This window comes from Gordonia phthalatica (assembly GCF_001305675.1).
Lineage (GTDB): Bacteria > Actinomycetota > Actinomycetes > Mycobacteriales > Mycobacteriaceae > Gordonia > Gordonia phthalatica.
Genome location: NZ_CP011853.1, coordinates 2,657,200 through 2,675,281, shown reverse-complemented (window position 1 = coordinate 2,675,281; position 18,082 = coordinate 2,657,200). Strand labels below are relative to the sequence as shown.

15 protein-coding genes are annotated in these 18,082 nt (G+C 69.7%); 13 read left to right on the top strand and 2 right to left on the bottom strand.

All coding sequences use genetic code 11. The annotated features are described in order from the left end of the window. Positions 1 to 52: 52 nt before the first annotated feature. Both ACH46_RS12530 and ACH46_RS12525 read right to left on the bottom strand, forming a co-directional pair. The gene (locus ACH46_RS12530) at positions 53 to 916 is read right to left on the bottom strand and encodes an LppM family (lipo)protein (protein ID WP_062393223.1); all 864 of its coding nucleotides are present in this window, start codon (positions 914 to 916) and stop codon (positions 53 to 55) included. 78 nt (positions 917 to 994) lie between these two features. Further along, entirely contained in the window at positions 995 to 1,681 is a 687-nt protein-coding gene (locus tag ACH46_RS12525; protein ID WP_062395373.1) for a GNAT family N-acetyltransferase, read from the bottom strand. 309 nt (positions 1,682 to 1,990) lie between these two features. Between ACH46_RS12525 and ACH46_RS12520 the strand changes: the two genes are divergently transcribed. The 13 genes from ACH46_RS12520 to ACH46_RS12460 all read left to right on the top strand — a co-directional run bounded on the left by ACH46_RS12520 (position 1,991) and on the right by ACH46_RS12460 (position 17,940). Then, entirely contained in the window at positions 1,991 to 2,512 is a 522-nt protein-coding gene (locus tag ACH46_RS12520) for an SAV_6107 family HEPN domain-containing protein (protein ID WP_062393222.1), read from the top strand. Between the two features lie 109 nt (positions 2,513 to 2,621). After that, positions 2,622 to 3,038: a DUF3040 domain-containing protein gene (locus tag ACH46_RS12515; RefSeq protein ID WP_062393221.1), complete on the top strand. Its 417-nt coding sequence runs from the start codon at positions 2,622 to 2,624 to the stop codon at positions 3,036 to 3,038. 470 nt (positions 3,039 to 3,508) lie between these two features. Beyond that, positions 3,509 to 3,946 carry a division/cell wall cluster transcriptional repressor MraZ gene (gene mraZ / locus ACH46_RS12510; protein ID WP_062395371.1) on the top strand — a complete coding sequence of 146 codons (438 nt, stop codon included), beginning with the start codon at positions 3,509 to 3,511 and terminating at the stop codon, positions 3,944 to 3,946. 303 nt (positions 3,947 to 4,249) lie between these two features. After that, on the top strand, positions 4,250 to 5,197 hold the full coding sequence (gene rsmH / locus ACH46_RS12505) for a 16S rRNA (cytosine(1402)-N(4))-methyltransferase RsmH (RefSeq protein WP_120298727.1): 948 nt from the start codon (positions 4,250 to 4,252) through the stop codon (positions 5,195 to 5,197). Positions 5,198 to 5,208: 11 nt separating this feature from the next. Further along, positions 5,209 to 6,003, top strand: a complete 795-nt coding sequence (ftsL, locus tag ACH46_RS12500; RefSeq protein WP_226995899.1) for a cell division protein FtsL — start codon at positions 5,209 to 5,211, stop codon at positions 6,001 to 6,003. Positions 6,004 to 6,024: 21 nt separating this feature from the next. Next, the gene (locus ACH46_RS12495; protein WP_157851049.1) at positions 6,025 to 7,941 is read left to right on the top strand and encodes a peptidoglycan D,D-transpeptidase FtsI family protein; all 1,917 of its coding nucleotides are present in this window, start codon (positions 6,025 to 6,027) and stop codon (positions 7,939 to 7,941) included. A 154-nt stretch (positions 7,942 to 8,095) separates the two neighbouring features. Beyond that, entirely contained in the window at positions 8,096 to 10,141 is a 2,046-nt protein-coding gene (locus ACH46_RS12490) for a UDP-N-acetylmuramoyl-L-alanyl-D-glutamate--2,6-diaminopimelate ligase (RefSeq protein ID WP_417935301.1), read from the top strand. A 65-nt stretch (positions 10,142 to 10,206) separates the two neighbouring features. After that, complete coding sequence (gene mraY, locus ACH46_RS12485) at positions 10,207 to 11,298, top strand: phospho-N-acetylmuramoyl-pentapeptide-transferase (RefSeq protein WP_062393218.1); 1,092 nt, start codon at positions 10,207 to 10,209, stop codon at positions 11,296 to 11,298. Between the two features lies 1 nt (position 11,299). Further along, entirely contained in the window at positions 11,300 to 12,820 is a 1,521-nt protein-coding gene (gene murD, locus ACH46_RS12480) for a UDP-N-acetylmuramoyl-L-alanine--D-glutamate ligase (protein ID WP_062393217.1), read from the top strand. Continuing rightward, on the top strand, positions 12,817 to 14,607 hold the full coding sequence (gene ftsW, locus ACH46_RS12475; protein WP_082399646.1) for a putative lipid II flippase FtsW: 1,791 nt from the start codon (positions 12,817 to 12,819) through the stop codon (positions 14,605 to 14,607). Before murD ends, ftsW begins: the two co-directional genes overlap by 4 nt. Beyond that, positions 14,586 to 15,755, top strand: coding sequence for an undecaprenyldiphospho-muramoylpentapeptide beta-N-acetylglucosaminyltransferase (murG, locus tag ACH46_RS12470; RefSeq protein ID WP_062393216.1), 1,170 nt, complete (start codon positions 14,586 to 14,588; stop codon positions 15,753 to 15,755). Before ftsW ends, murG begins: the two co-directional genes overlap by 22 nt. Further along, on the top strand, positions 15,752 to 17,224 hold the full coding sequence (murC, locus tag ACH46_RS12465) for a UDP-N-acetylmuramate--L-alanine ligase (protein WP_062393215.1): 1,473 nt from the start codon (positions 15,752 to 15,754) through the stop codon (positions 17,222 to 17,224). Before murG ends, murC begins: the two co-directional genes overlap by 4 nt. Further along, positions 17,221 to 17,940, top strand: coding sequence for a cell division protein FtsQ/DivIB (locus ACH46_RS12460; protein WP_062393214.1), 720 nt, complete (start codon positions 17,221 to 17,223; stop codon positions 17,938 to 17,940). Before murC ends, ACH46_RS12460 begins: the two co-directional genes overlap by 4 nt. Positions 17,941 to 18,082: the final 142 nt, after the last annotated feature.

Genomic DNA, 18,082 nt, shown 5'->3' with positions numbered 1-18,082 from the left:
AAAGACATCCTCAGCTGACTCCATTAGCGAGCGCAGCGAGTCGAAACCCCGGTCAGTCGTTCGTCGACCCGGCGTCCTTCTCGCTCTTCGCGTCGGCGTCGTCGGCATCCTTGTCGGAGTCGCTCCCGTCGGCGTCCTCGTCGTCCTTCGACTTGCGACGGAACAGCGGCTCGGTGGGCTCCCATCCGGGACGGGGTGACCGGTCCCGATTCTGGTAGGCCACGTAGGCGACCATCGCGACGATGATCGCGCACAGCACCACCATGAACCACGACCAGCTCGGGACGGCGGCGGTGGCCGGGTCGGCGTATTCGGCGTCGGCCTGCATCTCGACGTTCTGAGCCGCGCGCGGCGTCCACACCACGGTGCTGTCGCCGATCCGCCTGCCGTTGGTCGCGACCACGTCGCCGCCGAAGGTGATGGAGATCGAGAGGTAGACCGAGTCGTTCTCCATGTCGACCAGCGACGCCGACCCGCGGAATCGCACGATGTCTCCGCTGCGCGTGGAGCGCAGATCGACGGTGGCCGACGAATCGGGGAGTGCTGCCGCGATGATGTCGCCGAGCTGTCCGAACTGGCCGGCCGACAGGCGGTCGAACGAGAGCTCGGAGCCGGTCTTTCCGTCGGGCGAGGGCTGTGCCTCACCGCTCGGCGGGGTGCTCGTCGGTGCGGGGGCCGCGGAGGTGGCGCCTTCGGTCTGTTCCGGGTAGTCCGTGGTCCAGACCTGCCCGCTCAGGGAGGCGGGGATGTCGAAGGTCGGCTTCTGCGGGTGCTTGTCCGGCGATGTCGCGATGATGACCGAGCCGGAGAACTGATCGCCGACGGTCGTCGATTTCGTCAGGCATCCGCTCAGGATCGGGATCATCGCCAGGAGTCCGGCGAGGGCGAGCACGGAGGAGCGGCGGATCGAAGTCACCGCCTCATCGTGCCAGAAGAGGTGCTCGGACCTGGGGAAGGAGGGGTCGGTGCGTCGAAGGAAGGGGGTGGAGGCGTCCTATTTCACGCAACGCCGGGCCGGGTCGGCGGGTTCGGTCAACGGCAGGGGACGACCGAGGAAGGCGAAGGGGCGCGCGTCACCGACGAAGGTGAAATGGCGCAGGACGTCGGTGAATCCGAGGCGGCGGTACAGGCCCCAGGCGCGGTTTCCCTCGTCGGGGACCTCGGGCGTCGAGAGGAGGACCTTGGTCTCGGAGCGGTCGGCGAGCAGGGCCGACAGGAGGTGCTCGCCGATCCCGCGACCCTGCGCGGCGGGATGGACGTGGAGTTCGGTGAGTTCGAAGTAGTCGCGGAGGAACGCCCGAGCGTCGTCGGGGCGGTGTCCCTCCCGCAGGAGCCCCGAATAGAGCTGACGATGCCACCACTGGTCTCCGGCACCGCTGTATCCGTAGGCGACGCCGACGAGGGCTTCGCAGTCGGACAGGGCGAGCGGCGTCCGGACCCGGAGCCGCGAATAGGTGGGGCGCAGCGAGTCGAGCCTCGACAGGGTCGCGAACGCTCCGTACGCGGCCCAGCCGGGACGCACGATGTGATCCCGCCAGAGCGGGAGCCGATGGGACTCGCTTCCGCGCGGATAGTTCATCGCGGTGATGTAGGTGTGGACGGCGGGATCGAGCCAGAGGTGGGCCTGACCGGCGGGCAGCGGTGCGATCCGGATGGAAGCGGACTCCAGGCGAGACGGCATCGCTCCTCCTTCCTCCGTCGGCGGCATCCGGTTGGAGGCCGGGTTCGAGACTAGTGCGGTGCGCCGGGTGCGCTTGCCACCGGACCCGATTACCGGATAGGCTTCCGGTATCGAACTGGTGTTCGCATCGGTGCGATGGACCCGGTGGCTCGGCGGTGGGGAAGACACTGCCGGGCCATTGGTGTTGTACCTCTTGGGAAGGCTCTTCCGTCTCGGCGTCAACGGCGCCGGAACGGAATTGTCAGACCCCTCTGCGATGGTGATGCCATCAGCCCGGGAGAGCCGGGGCAGACACGGAGGAATGAAGACATGTCGAGTACACCAGGGAACGCCGGTCGTCGGTCGACTCGGTTGCGTCTCGCGGTCGCCGCGCCGGCCGGAGCGAGCGCGGTCGATCCCCGCGTGGTCCACCGCAGCCGTGACCTCCTGGACCGTGCGGAGGTGCTCTTCGACCAGGCCGCATCGGTGGAGGATGACGGCGCCGAGCGCTTTCGACTGTTCTACCTGGCGGCGATTCGGGCGGCCGGGGCGGTCCTCGAGATCTACGAGCCCGCGGGGAAAGTCCGACGACGCCGCGGCGCGATGGACGCGTGGAGCCGGATCAAGGCCCGTGCGCCCGAATGTGCTGAACTCGCCGACTACTTCGGCGGTCTGTCGAACATGCGGTCGCGCGTCGAGGCGGGGTTGGTCAAGTCGGTCGATTCCACCTTCTGTGCACGTGTCGAGCGCCGGGCCGTCGAGTTCCTCGATGTCGCGGATGCCACGCTGCTGGCGTACGAGCAGGGGAAGTTGTCGCCCAAGCGGGCCGCGGCGCGGGGTACGGTGGCCTGAACTGAATCCAACAGGGGACAATGGTGGTCGTCGGGGGCCGGTGCTCGTAGTATGGAGACATAGGGGCGAGACTCCGACAACTTGCCCACGAGTCAGTAAGGGAGGAGCGGTGCCGCTTTCCGAGCACGAGCAGCGCATGCTCGATGAAATAGAGAGCGCTCTCTACGCCGAAGACCCGAAGTTCGTGTCGAGCGTGACCCGTCACAAGGTCGGCTTGCCGAATGCGCGTCGTCGGCTCGTGGTGGCGCTCGGCTTCCTGGCTGGACTCGCCCTGTTGGTCGGCGGGCTGATGGTCGACGTGGAGATCGGTGGGCTCAAGGTGTTGAGCTTCATCGGATTCCTCGTGATGTTCGGCGCCGCAGTCTACGGCCTCATGGGCGGCCGCGGCGAGGCGTCCGGATCCGGTGCGGGTTCGGCGTCCAAGAAGAAGAACGGTAAAGCCTCCGGCGCGAGCGGTGAGTCGATCAGCCGACGCATGGAGGACCGATTCAACAAACGGTTCGAGCGCGACGAGCGTGACCTCTAGGTCGAACTCGACGCGCTGACGATTTCGCACGAGCGGGGTCGCACTCCCACTGGGGTGCGGCCCCGCTTTTCGTGTCCGTCCAACACCGGGCCGTGCCTCGGCCGGGCGTGACGGCGTCGATCAGGCCCCTGATCCCCACCGTGCCCCACCGGTCCTCCCACTTGATCCACGGCGATCCCCACTTCGCCCCACGCCGGTCCCCACTTCGCCCCACACTGCCGATTCTTGGGCTCCCACCAGTCACTTTGGATCGTTCTGATCACTACAGCCCCGTCGTTCGCCACGCCGACGCGGGCTGAGTTTCCTGAGAATCTCTCGGATGGAATTCCTCTGACCTGCACTAATGGGTCATTGGGGTGGATCGGTGGGGAGTGGTGGGCTGAAAGTGGAGCAAAGTGGGGTAGTGTGGGGCGCACTGGGTGAGCGGGTCCGGAAACCGCACCACTCGGGAGGGCAAGGGAGGTGTCGGCGTGGCTCGTTTCGTCGGCACGTACACCCCGAAGCTCGACGACAAGGGGCGACTCACGTTGCCTGCGAAGTTCCGAGATTCATTGGCGGGAGGGGTCATGGTCACACGTAGCCAGGACCGCAGCCTGTCGGTGTACCGGGTCGACGAGTTCGATGTCATCGCCGATAAGGCGGTACAGGCGTCGAGCAACGATCCGGAGGCTCGAGCCTTTGTTCGGTACTACTTCGCGGGTGCCGACGAAGGGCGACTCGACGCCCAGGGGCGGGTCAACTTGTCGGCCGAACACCGCGAGTACGCATCCCTCACCAAGGAGTGCGTGGTGATCGGCATGTACGACCACCTCGAGATCTGGGACGCGCAGAAGTGGCGCGACTACCAGGCGGCTCATGAGGAGGCGTTCTCGAACGCCGGCTCGGCGGCCCTCGACGCGATCCTCTGACGGGGACCGCACCACACGGAGTGAACACCGGAGACGACCGCTGCGGTGAGATGAGGCCTCGGCCCGATCGACCCTGACGTACTTCCCCAACGCCAGGTGCGCTCGGGCGGGGACCCCGCCTCACCGCAGTTTCGCTCAGACGACGGATGCGGGGCATCCGGATCGTCGGGCCGCAGGGGGCGGCAGAGCACGCGACAGCATCGACTCGCTGCCTCACGGCAACGGGAGAGAGTCCACACCACACACAGGGAGGGAGTGCGGGTGAACGCACCGCGACAAGGCGAACACGGGCACATCCCGGTCATGGCCGAGCGCATGTTCGCACTGCTCGAACCCGCCCTGACCCGTGAGCACGACGACGGGGCCGGCGCGGTCCTGGTGGACGGAACGCTGGGCGCGGGCGGCCACACCGAGTACTTCCTGGAGCGACTGGCCGGACTCCACGTGGTCGCCATCGACCGTGACACGTCCGCCATTGAGATCGCGTCCGAGCGGCTCGCCCGCTTCGCCGACCGCATCGAGTTCCATCACAACCGCTACGACGAGATCGCCGACGTCGTCGCCGCCACCGGGCGCTCCGCCGTCGACGGCGTCCTGCTGGACCTCGGCGTCTCCTCGATGCAGCTCGATCAGGCCGAACGAGGCTTCGCCTACTCGGTCGACGCGCCGCTCGACATGCGGATGAACGCCGATGACGACCTGACCGCCGCCGACGTTCTGAACACCTACGACCACGGCGCACTGGCCCGAGTCCTCAGCGAGTACGGCGAAGAGCGATTCGCGGGCAAGATCGCGTCGGCGGTGCTCCGCGAGCGGGCCAAGGAGCCGTTCACCACGAGCGGCCGCCTCGTCGAACTGCTGTACGCGACCATTCCGGCCGCCACCCGTCGCACCGGCGGGCACCCGGCCAAGCGCACCTTTCAAGCGCTGCGGATCGAGGTGAACCACGAGCTGGACTCGCTCCGCGGGGTCATCCCGGCGTCGCTGAAAGTGCTCGCGGTGGGCGGTCGACTCGCCGTGATGAGCTACCAGTCGCTGGAGGACCGAATCGTCAAGCGCGACTTCGCCACCGCCGTCGCCAACACCACCCCCGCGGGCCTGCCCGTGGATCTGCCCGGGACCGCGCCGCGGTTCACGCTGATCACCAGGGGTGCAGAACAAGCCAAAGCCGCTGAGCGCGAACTGAATCCGCGTTCGGCGCCGGTCCGGATCCGGGCCATCGAACGCATTGCCGCAGACGGAAGGGGATAACAGTGACGCTCATGGACACTCGCACCGCCGGGAAGCGCGAGAGTTCGCTTCGACGGGGGAGCGGTGGCTCGGTCACCGCGACAGAGCGTCCGTCCCGGTCGAAGGCCGCGCAGCGGGCATTGGACCGTCGCGGACGACGTGAGCGTTCCGGGGGAGGTCTGCCGATCACCGGTCGACGGATCGCCGGCGTACCGCTGGTGGTGCCGATCCTCGTGCTGGTCCTGGGCGCGCTCGCGCTGACCCTGGTCCTCACCACGAAGTCCGCGCAGGACTCCTACTCGATCGACGCCCTCCGGAAGCAGAACCAGGAGCTGCAGGCCGGTGCCGACGCGCTCAAGCAGCAGGTGGATGCCGGCGACTCGGCGCCCGCCCTCGCGAAGGCCGCTGCCCGCCAGGGAATGCGCCCGGCGACCGACTCGGCCGAGCTGATCATCGGCCCGGACGGCAAGGCGCGCTTGAAGGGCACGCTCTCCCCGGCGACCGGCGCTCCGCTTCCCGACCTGAACCCGGCACCGGACCCGGTCGAGAAGATCGACGCGCGGAAGGTTGACGACTCGGTCGGCCTCGGCGGAACCCAGGCCGACCCCACTCCGTCGGCACCGCAGCCCACGCCGACGCAGACGCCCGCACCCACGAGCGCGGCCCCCGCGCCGTCGGCCGACGCCCCCGCACCCAACCCCCGCCCGACCGCCAATCCGGCACCCAGCACGAATCCGACGCCGAATGTCCGAAACCGGGTCGGCCAGACCACGAATGTGGTGCCGTCTGACGCCACGCCGCGTCCCAATACCGCGCCCCGGCGCTGATGCAGGAGAGAATCGGTGATCATGACCCGAACCCGATCCGCGAGCTCAACTGAGCCGAGGTCGGGCGGTCGGGGTACTGGCGCGACGAGCAGGGCGGGCAGCACCCCGCCGCCCGCGAAGCCGCGTCCGCCGATCACGTCCGACGCCTGGTCCGCCAAGTTCATCGGCCGTCAACGCATCCTGTGGGTGCTGATCACCGCGATCTGCCTCGCCATCAGCGGGCGCATGGTGTTCGTGCACATCATCGCCGCCGACTCCATCTCGGCGCAGGCGGCGCAGCAGCGGTCCATCACCAACACCCTGCCCGCCATCCGCGGCAGCATCGTCGACCGCAACGGGCGCCTGCTGGCGCACTCCGACGATGCCCGCGCCCTGACCTTCCAGCCCAAGGCCGTGCGCAAGCAGATCGCCGATGCGCACATCAAGGATCCGAGCGTTCCCGACGTCGACACGCGGCTCAAGCAGATCGCCGACGGTGTCTCGTCGGCCCTCGGCGGCAGCATCTCCTCCGACGACCTGCTCGCACAGTTGAAGTCCGACAAGGACTTCGTCTACCTGGCGCGGCTGGTGTCGATCGAGACGACCAAGAAGATCCAGGACGAGTACCCGGAGGTCGGCGCCGAACGACAGAGCAATCGCCTCTACCCGGGACAGTCGCTGGCTGCGAACATCGTCGGCGACGTGAACTTCGACGGCAACGGTGCGATCGGCCTGGAGTCGTCGCTGGACTCGGTCCTCGCGGGCACCAACGGCACCGAGACCTATGACCAGGGTCGCGGCGGCGGGATCATTCCCGGCAGCAAGCGCAACGTGCATCCCGCGGTCGACGGCCAGAACATCCGCCTGACCATCGATTCGGACCTGCAGTGGTTCGTCCAGAGCCAGGTGAATCTCGCCAAGACCAAGTCCGGCGCCCACAACGTGTCCGCGGTGGTCCTCGACGTCAAGACCGGCCAGGTGCTGGCGATGGCGAACGACGGGACCTTCGACGCCTCGCGGCCGCTGTCGGAGCAGCCGAAGGCCGATCTCGGCAACCGGTCGGTCACCTCGCCCTTCGAGCCGGGATCGGTCAACAAGATCGTGACCGCTGCGGCCGCCCTCGAATACGGCGTCACCACTCCCGACGCCGTCCATCAGGTCCCCGGCTCCATCCGGATGTCGGGCATCACCGTGAACGACGCGTGGGTCCACGGGACGGAGCCCTTCACCACCACCGGCATCTTCGGGAAGTCGTCGAACGTCGGCACCCTGATGCTCGCGCAGAAGGTGGGGGAGCAGCGCTTCGCCGACATGGTCGCGAAGTTCGGGCTCGGTCAGCGCACCGGCATCGGTCTCCCCGGCGAGAGCCCCGGCGCGGTCCCCGCGCTGAGCCAGTGGTCGGGCGGCTCGTTCGCCAACCTGCCGATCGGCCAGGGCCTGTCGACCACCCTGCTGCAGATGACGTCGATGTACCAGGCCATCGCCAACGACGGCGTCCGCATCCAGCCGCGGATCATCGCGCCGGAGGACGCCGAGGCCGCGGGCGTGTCCGCGCCGGAGTCGGTGCGGGTCGTCAGCCCGCAGACCGCCAAGACGGTGCGCGACATGTTCCGGGCGGTGATGCAGGACGATCCGACCGGCGTCCAGAGCGGCACCGGCGCCAAGGGCGCGATCCCCGGGTACCAGACGTCCGGCAAGACGGGTACCGCGCAGCAGGTCGACCCCTCGTGCAACTGCTACTCGAACGCCAGCTACAACATCACGTTCGCGGGCATCGCGCCCGCCGACGATCCGCGGTTCGTGGTCGGCATCATGATGGACAACCCCGTCCGCAGCTCCGACGGCAGCGGCGGCCAGTCCGCGGCACCGCTGTTCGGGACCATCGGCTCGTGGCTGTTGCGCCACGATCAGGTGCCGTTCTCGTCACGTCCGACGCCGCGGCTGCGTTTGATGGCGTGATCGACGCCCGTTCCACGGTAGATTCGATGCGTTGTGCCGTGCCCTCGGCGAGGTCGTGGACACGGGCGGTTGAGACAGGTCGACGCGGAGGTCTTCAGTAGTGGTGCAGTCACGATCCGGTGAGCACGGCAGCGGTGTGATTCGACCGACGAACATCACGCCCGTGGCGTTGAGCGTGCTGCAGCAGCGGTCCGGCCTCACGCTCGACGGTGCCGACGCCGAGGTCTCCGGTGTCACCCTGCGCGCGCAGGACGCCGGTGACGGCTACCTGTTCGCGGCACTGCCCGGCGACAAGACGCACGGCGCCAAGTACGCGTCCCAGGCACTCGACGCCGGCGCGGCCGCGATCCTCACCGACCCGGCGGGCCTGGAACTGGTCCGCGCCGACCGGCGACTGTCGTCGATGCCGGTCCTGGTGCATCCGGAACCGCGGTCCGTCCTCGGCGTCGTGTCGTCGCGCATCTACGGCGATCCGTCGTCGCAGCTGACGCTGATCGGCGTGACCGGAACCTCCGGGAAGACCACGACGTCGTACCTCGCCGAGGCGGCGCTCCGTGCGGCGGGCCGAGTGGTGGGCCTCGTCGGGACCGTCGAGGTCCGCGTCGACGGGGTCGCCGTCCCCACCTCCCTGACCACCCCGGAGGCGCCCGACCTGCAGCGGCTGTTCGCCGTCATGCTCGAGCGCGGCGTCGACACTGTCGTCATGGAGGTCTCCAGCCACGCACTGTCGCTGGGGCGCGTCGACGGCTGCCACTTCGCGGTCGGCGGGTTCACGAACCTCTCCCAGGATCATCTGGACTACCACCACACGATGGACGAGTACTTCGCGGCGAAGGCGCGACTGTTCCAGTCGGGCTCGCCGACCCAGGCTCAGCAGGCCGTGGTCTGCGTCGACGACGAGTGGGGCGTCCGGATGGCGCAGGTGGTCGCCGACGCAGGCGAGTCCGCGTGGACCGTCTCGACCACCGGGACCGGCGACTGGTCCGTGGTGCGGACGGTGCGGTCGGATCCCGGTTCCCAGACCGTGCTGGTCGGCACTCCGCAAGGCAGCGAACTGGAGATGACGGTCCCGCTGCCCGGCGCCTACAACGTCGCCAACGCACTCCTGGCGATCGGCATGGTGACCGCGGCGGGCATCGACACCGAGACCGCGATCTCGGGCCTCACGGCGGTCGCCGTCCCCGGGCGCCTCGAGAAGGTGGACCGCGGTCAGGACTTCCTGGCGGTCGTCGACTACGCCCACAAGCCCGCCGCCGTCGAGGCGGTCCTCGCGACGCTCCGCGCCCAGACCGAGAAGTCGGGTGGCTCCGGTCGGATCGCCGTGGTCCTCGGCGCGGGCGGCGACCGCGACACCGAGAAGCGACCGCTGATGGGTGCGGCCGCCGCGCGCGGCGCCGACCTGGTGGTGATCACCGACGACAATCCGCGCAGCGAGGAGCCCTCCGCCATTCGTGCCGCCGTCGTCGCCGGTGCGCGGGAGGTGGTCGGTGACGCCGAGATCCGCGAAGTCGGAGGTCGCCGGGAGGCGATCGCCGCGGCCGTCGACTGGGCGCGGGCCGGTGACGTCGTCCTGGTCGCGGGCAAGGGGCACGAGACCGGTCAGGAGATCGACGGCGTGAAGCATCCCTTCGACGACCGCGTGGTCCTCGGCGAACTGCTGGACGCCCGCGGCGCCGCCGAGGCACCGGCCTCGGCAGGCACGCTGCGCGTCCTCATCAGCGACCGCTCCGGTGGCATCCCCGAAGCCCGCCGCATGGTCCGCGAGCTGGTGACGCTGGCGGCCGACAGCGGCGTCGGGAGCGCGCACCGCCCACCCGGCGCCGACTCGACCCACCGCACCTGGGTGATCTTCGACGAGTTCCTCGACACCGACGGTCACGACGAGAACGTGCGCTGCCTCGAACACGACGGCCTCGGCAGGCAGATCGTCCGACTCGCGATCGACAAGGTGTTCGCCGTCGGCGAGTCGATCCGCGCGGTGCGTGCGCTGCACCAGGGCGCGGTGATGGAGGGCTCGTGGGGTGAGGAGTCCGAACTGCTCACCGATGTCGCAGGCACCGTCGCACATCTGCGGGACGCCGACGCCGACACACCCGCCCCGGGCGACATCGTGCTCGTCGCGGGCGGCGAGCTCGCCGACGCGCTCCTCGCGTACTGGCGCGACGAAGCCGGAATCGAGGTCGAGGTGCTCACCCGATGACGGGCCCGAAGCACCTCGCGCGATAGATTCTCAGTACACGGATACCGACGAGTAAGGACCATGCAGTGACCCAGATACTGATCGCGGGCGCGATCTCGCTGGCAGTGTCGATTCTACTGACACCAGTGCTGATCAAGGTGTTCTCGCGCCAGGGATTCGGTCAGGAGATCCGGATCGACGGGCCGAAGAGCCACCAGGCCAAGCGGGGCACCCCGTCGATGGGCGGTGTCGCGATCGTCGCAGCGCTGTGGCTCGGATACCTCGGTGCGCACCTGGTCGGCTTCATCGACGACGGCACCGGGCCGTCGGCGTCGGGCCTGCTGGTCCTGGGCCTGGCGACCGCACTGGCCGCCGTCGGATTCCTCGACGACTTCATCAAGATCTACAAGTCGCGCAACCTCGGCCTGAACAAGACCGCCAAGTCGGTGGGGCAGATGGTCGCCGCCGTGATCTTCGGCATCCTGCTGCTGCAGTTCCCGAACGCCGAGGGGCAGACCCCGGCGAGCGAGTACCTCTCCTACACCCGCGACATCAACGTCATCTCGCTCGGTGCCGTCGGCTTCGTGCTGTTCTGCTGGCTGGTGGTCGCGGCGTGGTCCAACGCGGTCAACTTCACCGACGGCCTCGACGGTCTCGCCGCGGGCTCGGCCGCGCTGGTGATGGGCGCGTACGTCCTGATCACGTTCTGGCAGTACCGCAATCCGTGCGCCCCGCTTCCTGCGAACGCCGAGAACGCGAGCGCCTGCTACGACGTGCGCGACCCGCTCGACCTGGCGATCATCGCCGTCGCGGCCGGCGGTGCGTGCCTCGGATTCCTGTGGTGGAACGCCGCACCGGCCAAGATCTTCATGGGCGACACCGGCTCGCTGGCACTGGGCGGCCTGGTCGCGGGCCTGTCGCTGACGACGCGCACCGAACTGCTGATGGTCGTCATCGGCGCCCTGTTCGTCGCCGAGATGATCTCGGTGGTCGTGCAGATCATCTTCTTCCGGACCACGGGCAAGCGAGTCTTCCGCATGGCGCCGTTCCATCACCACTTCGAACTCGGCGGGTGGGCCGAGACGACGGTCATCATCAGATTCTGGTTGTTGACGGCCATCTCGTGCGCCCTGGGCCTGACGCTCTTCTACGGCGAGTTCATCTCGCACACCGCCTGACATGGCACTGGAACTGGCGGGCCGTCGCGTCCTCGTCGCCGGGGGCCGGGCCACGGGCGTCGCGGTGGTGGAGCTCCTCCTGGAGCTCGGTGCGCGCCCCGAGGTGATGGACCAGACGTTCAGCGATCCGGCCGCGGGCGCGGACTTCCGCGGTCGCGGGATCCCGCTGCACACCGCCGACGACTTCGTCGGGGACGACGGTGCGGTCCGAGCGCCCGACGGGATCGACCTGATCGTCGTCTCGCCCGGTTTCCGTCCGGACACGCCGCTGCTGGTCGCAGCCGCCGACGCCGGCGTCCCGGTGTGGGGCGACGTGGAGCTGGCCTGGCGCGCGGACCGCGACGGACTGTTCGGGGCGCCCCGCACCTGGCTCGTCGTCACCGGGACCAACGGCAAGACCACGACCACCGGGATGATCGAGTCGATCGTCTCCGCGGCGGGGCTCTCGGGCCTGGCCTGCGGCAACATCGGCCTCACCGTGGCCGACGCGCTCCGCGCCGAACCGCGCGCCGATGTGCTGTGCGTCGAGATGTCCTCGTTCCAACTGCACTGGGCGCCGTCGGTGCGTCCGCGCGCCGGCGTCGTCCTCAACGTGGCCGACGATCACCTGGACTGGCACGGCTCGCTCGAGGCCTACGCGGCGGCGAAGGCTCAGGCCCTGCTCGGCGACGTGGCGGTGGTCGGCGTCGACGACGCGGGCGCGGCACGACTGCCCGTCGGCGACGGGACGCGCCGTACCGAGTTCACGCTGTCGGTCCCGACGGCGGGGCAACTCGGCATCGTCGACGGTGACTTGGTGGACCGCGCGTTCGCCGAACCGTCGACCGTCGGCCGCACACTGATCCCGGCGGCGGAGGTGCGGCCGGGCGGACCGTCGGGGCTCTCCGACGCCCTGGCTGCCGCGGCGCTCGCCCGAGCCATCGACATCGCTCCCGAGGCGGTCGCCCGCGGTCTGCGCGACTACCAGCCCGCCGCACACCGCGGTCAGGTGGTCGCGACGATCGGCGACGTCGTCTTCGTCGACGACTCCAAAGCCACCAACCCGCACGCCGCCCAGGCTGCCGTGGTCGCCCACGAGCGCGCCGTGCTGATCGCCGGGGGACTGCTCAAGGGCGCGCCGGTCGACGACCTCGTCGTCGCGGTGGCACCGCGCCTCGCCGGAGTCGTCGCGATCGGGACGGATCGGCAGATCATTCTCGACGCATTTGCGCGACACGCCCCAGAAGTCCCAGCAGTCACAGTATTCACAAGAGACGATGGCTCTGTGATGACTCAGCGGACTGGCGAAACGGCTCGATCCGTCGCCCCGGCCGGGACGGCCGACTGCGCGACGGGACAGGTGGTGATGGGTCGGGCGGTCGACGCGGCCTGGCAGTTGGCGCAGGCCGACACCGTCGGCGTGGATGCGGTGCTGCTGGCACCGGCCGCCGCATCGCTCGACATGTTCGCCGCGTACACGCAGCGTGGTGACGCCTTCGCGGCCGCGGCCGTCGCCCTCGCCGACAGTGCAGCGATTCGATGACCTCCGACGGCACCGAGTTCGACGGCGCCGACGACAGCGCTGCCGACCGCTCTGACTCGACGTCCGCCGCAGCCGGGAGCACCGGCTCGGGGGTGGACGACACGGCGGCGACAGACGCCGGTCGCCCCGAATCCGGGGGCACCGATGCGGAGGGCGCCCTCACCGACGCCGACGACGAGGACGGCGAGCGCACCGCGCGACGCCGCCGTCGCCGGACGGCCACGACGACCGCACGACCGTCCCCGACGGCCCAGCCGCTGCGACGACTGCGGGTGGTTCGGGCCTCCGACCTCCGTGCGGCGGGCTCCTTCCTCGGCTCCGGCGTCCGCAACCTGCTGGCGCGGCCGCTGACGTCGTTCCACCTGATCGTGTCGATCACGGTGGTCCTGGTCGGCCTCGGCCTGATGATGGTCCTGTCCGCGTCGGCGGTCGAGGGCTACGCCAAGGACGGCTCGGCCTACGGCATGTTCACCACTCAGGTGATGTTCGTCGCCCTCGGCCTGGTCCTGTTCTATCTGTCGGCGCGGATCTCCGTGCGGACGCTGCAGAAGCTCTCCGTACCGATCCTGCTCGTCTCGATCGGCCTGCTGATCGCGGTGCTGGTCCCCGGCATCGGCGTGTCCGGTGGCGGTGCGCAACGCTGGGTGTCGATCGCCGGCCTCACCTTCCAGCCGTCGGAGATGGCGAAGCTGGCCCTGTGCGTGTGGGGTGCCGCGGTCCTCTCGACGCGCGATCCGAAGACGGCGTCGGTGCGGTCGCTGATGCTCCCGCTGATGCCGGTGTTCGTCGCCATCGCCCTGCTCGTCCTGGCCGAGCGGAATCAGTCCACCACGATGATCCTCGGCATGATCGTCGCGACGCTGCTGTGGTTCGGCGGCATGCGTGCCCGCTACTTCGCTGCGTTCATCGCCGCGTTCATCGCGATCGGCGCGGTCCTGGCGATGATGTGGGCCTATCGCGCGGCTCGCGTGTTCAGCTTCTTGAACGGCAACAAGGACATCCTCGGCTCCGGCTACCAGTCCAACCAGGCCAAGTACGCGCTCGCCGACGGCGGGCTGCTCGGCAAGGGCCTCGGCATGGGCACCGCGAAGTGGAACTATCTGCCGAACGCGCACAACGACTTCATCTTCGCCGTCATCGGCGAGGAGTTCGGACTGGTCGGCGGGCTGTCGGTCCTCGGCCTGTACGTCCTGCTCGGCTACGCGGGCCTGCGGATCGCGCGGCGTTCCGTGGATCCGTTCCTGCGGCTGATGTCGGCCACCATCACCGTGCTCTTCCTGATGCAGGCCTTCATCAACATCGGCTACGTTGTCGGATTGCTGCCGGTCACCGGCATCCAGCTCCCGATCCTGTCCTACGGCGGTTCGTCCGCGCTGATGATGCTCGCCATGCTGGGCATGCTCGCGAACGCCGCCCGACACGAACCCGAGGCCGTCATCGCACTGTCGGGTCCCGCGCCGAAGGGACTGGCGGGACTCCTGCGGCTGCCGAAGCCCGTGGCCTACCGTGCGCCGTCGCAGCGCGCGGCCCGTCGTCGCCCGGCACCGGCACCCGTCGCGCCGAGCCGCCGTCCCGCGCCGCCGCGCGCCTGGGACGGCCGCGGTCGTGCCGCGACGAACAGCCCCGCGCGCGGGGCACGCCGGACGGGCGAGTCGAGCTCCGGAGAGATCCACTATCGTTCAAGGGGTGCGCGACCGAGCCGGTCGTGGCAGGAATCGAGGTCGTCGGCCCCGCGTGAGCGTTCACGGCGGAGCGGCCGAGGCGAATGGGAGAGCGGTCGCCGGTGAGCACGCGCAGTCGGACGCAGACAGAAGGATCCGGCCTTTCGGTGGTCGTCGCAGGCGGCGGCACCGCGGGACACATCGAGCCGGCGATGGCCGTCGCCGACGCGGTTCGCGAACTGGATCCGACGGCGCGGATCACGGCGCTCGGCACCCACCGCGGCCTGGAGAACAAGATCGTTCCCGCGCGCGGGTACGACCTCCGGCTGATCCCGCCGGTGCCGCTTCCGCGGAAGCCCGGCATGGAACTCGCGAAGACGCCGTGGCGCGTCGCGCGGTCGGTGTCGGCCACCCGCAAGGTCTTCGCCGACGTGCAGGCCGACGTCGTCATCGGATTCGGCGGGTACGTGGCGTTGCCCGCGTATCTCGCCGCCCGCAGCTACGTCCGCGGCGGCCGCCGCATCCCGGTGGTCCTGCACGAGGCCAACGCCCGCGCCGGCATCGCCAACAAGGTCGGCGCCAAACTCGCCGAGCGCGTCATGGCGGCGGTGCCCGGCTCGGGACTGGCCGACGCGCAGATCGTCGGCATCCCCGTGCGCGGCGCCATCACCGACCTCGACCGGGCAGCGCACCGCGCAGACGCGCGGACCTTCTTCGGCCTGGATCAGAAGGCGCCGACCCTGCTCGTCTTCGGCGGCTCGCAGGGCGCCCAGCGACTCAACGAGGCCGTCGCGCCCGCCGCGACCGCCCTGGGTGCCGCGGGCATCGGCGTGCTGCACGCCTACGGTCCCAAGAACAGCATCGAGCCGGTCTCCGGACCGGACGCGCCGCCGTATGTCGGCGTCAGCTACCTCAACCGCATGGATCTGGCCTATGCGGCCGCCGACCTCGTGATGTGCCGATCCGGCGCCATGACCGTCGCCGAGATCTCGGCAACGGGACTGCCCGCGATCTACGTCCCGCTGCCGCACGGCAACGGAGAGCAGCGGCTCAACGCCCTGCCCGCCGAGACGGCCGGTGCCGCGATCATCGTCGACGACGACGTCGTGACGGCGGAGTGGGTCACGCGGACCATTCCCGACCTGCTGACCGACACCGAGCGGCTGGCGTCGATGAGCGCCGCGGCCTCGGGTCTCGGTCACCGTGACGCGGCCGCCGAAGTCGCCACGGCCGCACTGGAACTGGCCGCCGCACGGAAGGGTGGACGACGATGACCGCGGTCGACGCAACGCTGCCCGCGCAGCTCACCCGCGTCCACATGGTCGGCATCGGCGGCGCCGGGATGTCCGGACTCGCCCGCATCCTCCTCGCCCGCGGGGGACAGGTGTCCGGATCGGACGCCCGTGACTCGCGCGGCGTGCTGGCCCTCCGGACCCGCGGTGCGCAGGTGCGGGTCGGGCACGCACCCGACGCCCTGGACCTGCTCGACGGTGGGCCGACGGTGGTCGTGACGACGCGCGCAGCCGTCCCGGACGACAATCCCGAGCTCGTCGAGGCACGACGACGAGGCATCCCGATCGTGTACCGCCCCGAGGTGCTCGCCCTTCTGATGGAGGGACACCGGACGGTCCTGATCTCCGGCACGCACGGCAAGACCTCCACCACGTCGATGTCGGTGGTGGCGCTGCAGCACTGCGGTGCCGACCCGTCCTTCGCGATCGGCGGGGAACTCAACGAGTCCGGCACCAACGCGCATCACGGCAGCGGCGAGAGCTTCGTCGCCGAGGCCGACGAGAGCGACGGCTCGCTGCTGCTGTACACCCCGGACATCGTCGTCATCACCAACATCGAGGCCGATCACCTCGACTTCTTCGGCAGCGAAGAGGCCTACGTCAAGGTCTTCGACGACTTCGTCGACCTCATCCGGCCCGGCGGCACGCTGGTCCTGTGCCTCGACGACCCGGGCGCTGCGGCGCTCGGGGAGCGGCACCGAGACGCACTCGCGGACCGTGGCGTCGCGGTGCTGGGCTACGGCAGCGACCAGCGAATCGAGGTCTCGGGCGTCCCCGTCGTCGCGCAACTCCTCGAGGACCGGCCGCACGGCGCGGGCAGTTCGGCGACCGTTCTGCTGAGCGCACCGCTCGTTCCGGAGGATCGCACGCGCCCACTCGAAGTGCGGCTGCCCGGTCGACACATGGCGCTCAACGCGCTCGGCGCGCTGATCGCGTGCACCCGCGTCGGCCACGACGTCGACACGGTGGCCGAGGGCATCGAGAGCTTCGGCGGCGTGCACCGCCGGTTCGAACTACGCGGCCGGGTCAGCGATGTCGACGTCTACGACGACTACGCGCATCACCCGACCGAGGTCCGCGCCGTCCTGCAGGCCGCGCGCGGAGTGGTCGCGGCCGGCTCGGGCCGGGTCATCGCGGTCTTCCAACCGCACCTGTACTCGCGCACCGCGGAGTTCGCGACCGAGTTCGCGGCGGCGCTCGACCTGGCCGACGACGTGATCGTCGCGGACGTCTACGGTGCGCGCGAGCAGCCGCAGCCGGGCGTCACCGGGCGGTTGATCGCCGACGCCGTGACGGCACCGGTCGCCTTCGTGCCGGACGCCTCGGCGATCGCGGAGGCCGTCGCCGCGCGCGCCCGCCGCGGCGACCTCGTCCTCACGATCGGCGCGGGCGACATCACCATGCAGGCGCCCGCCATCCTCGCCTCCCTGGAAACCCTCGGAGATCGATGACCCGCGGCAGCGATGTCTCGACCGCCCCGCGCTCGCGTCGGTGGAGGCCGATCACCGCGATCATCGCAGTTCTCGTGGTGCTCGGCGGACTGACGGCCGTCGCCTACTTCACGCCGCTGATGTCGGTGCGGTCTGTCGACGTGACCGGAACGCGAACCGTGGACACGAACGAGGTGCTCCGGGTCGCACAGGTTCCCGAGGGGCGCCCGCTCCTGCGCGTGGACACCGCGGCCATTGCTCAGCGGGTCTCGTCGCTGCCCGCGGTCGAATCGGTGAACGTCAGCGTCGGCTATCCGTCGACGGTGACCGTCGCGGTGGTCGAGCGGACTCCGCTCGTGACCGTGCCGCGCGACGGCAAGATCGGCGTGATGGACCGGCTCGGCATGGTGTACCTGACCTTCGACGACGCCAAAGCGCTCCCGAAGGACTTGCGGGCACTGCCCACCCTGAAGATGGAGAACCCGGCCGCCTCGAATCCGACGACCAAGGCCGCGCTGACCGTCATCGAGGACCTGCCGGACTGGCTGCGGGCCAATGTCACCGCCGTGACCGCGGAGTCGCCCTCCGGGATCAGCCTGACCCTGAAGAGCGGCCGGACCGCGGTCTGGGGCGACGCCGAGCGCACGGACGACAAGGCGGAGGCGCTCCGACACCTGTTGACGGTGAAGGGGACCGAGTACAACGTGTCGAGCCCGGAGTTCGCGTCCGTCCGCTGACCGTCATCACCGCGCGGAGCGCGGTCGGAGAGACCGACTGAGGCGGGGGGCGAGCATGAATTGCCCCACTGATTTCGCGACACGCCCGCGTGCCTGCTGGCACTGCGTCGCCGCAGTCAATACCGTCGTTTTCAACACCAGT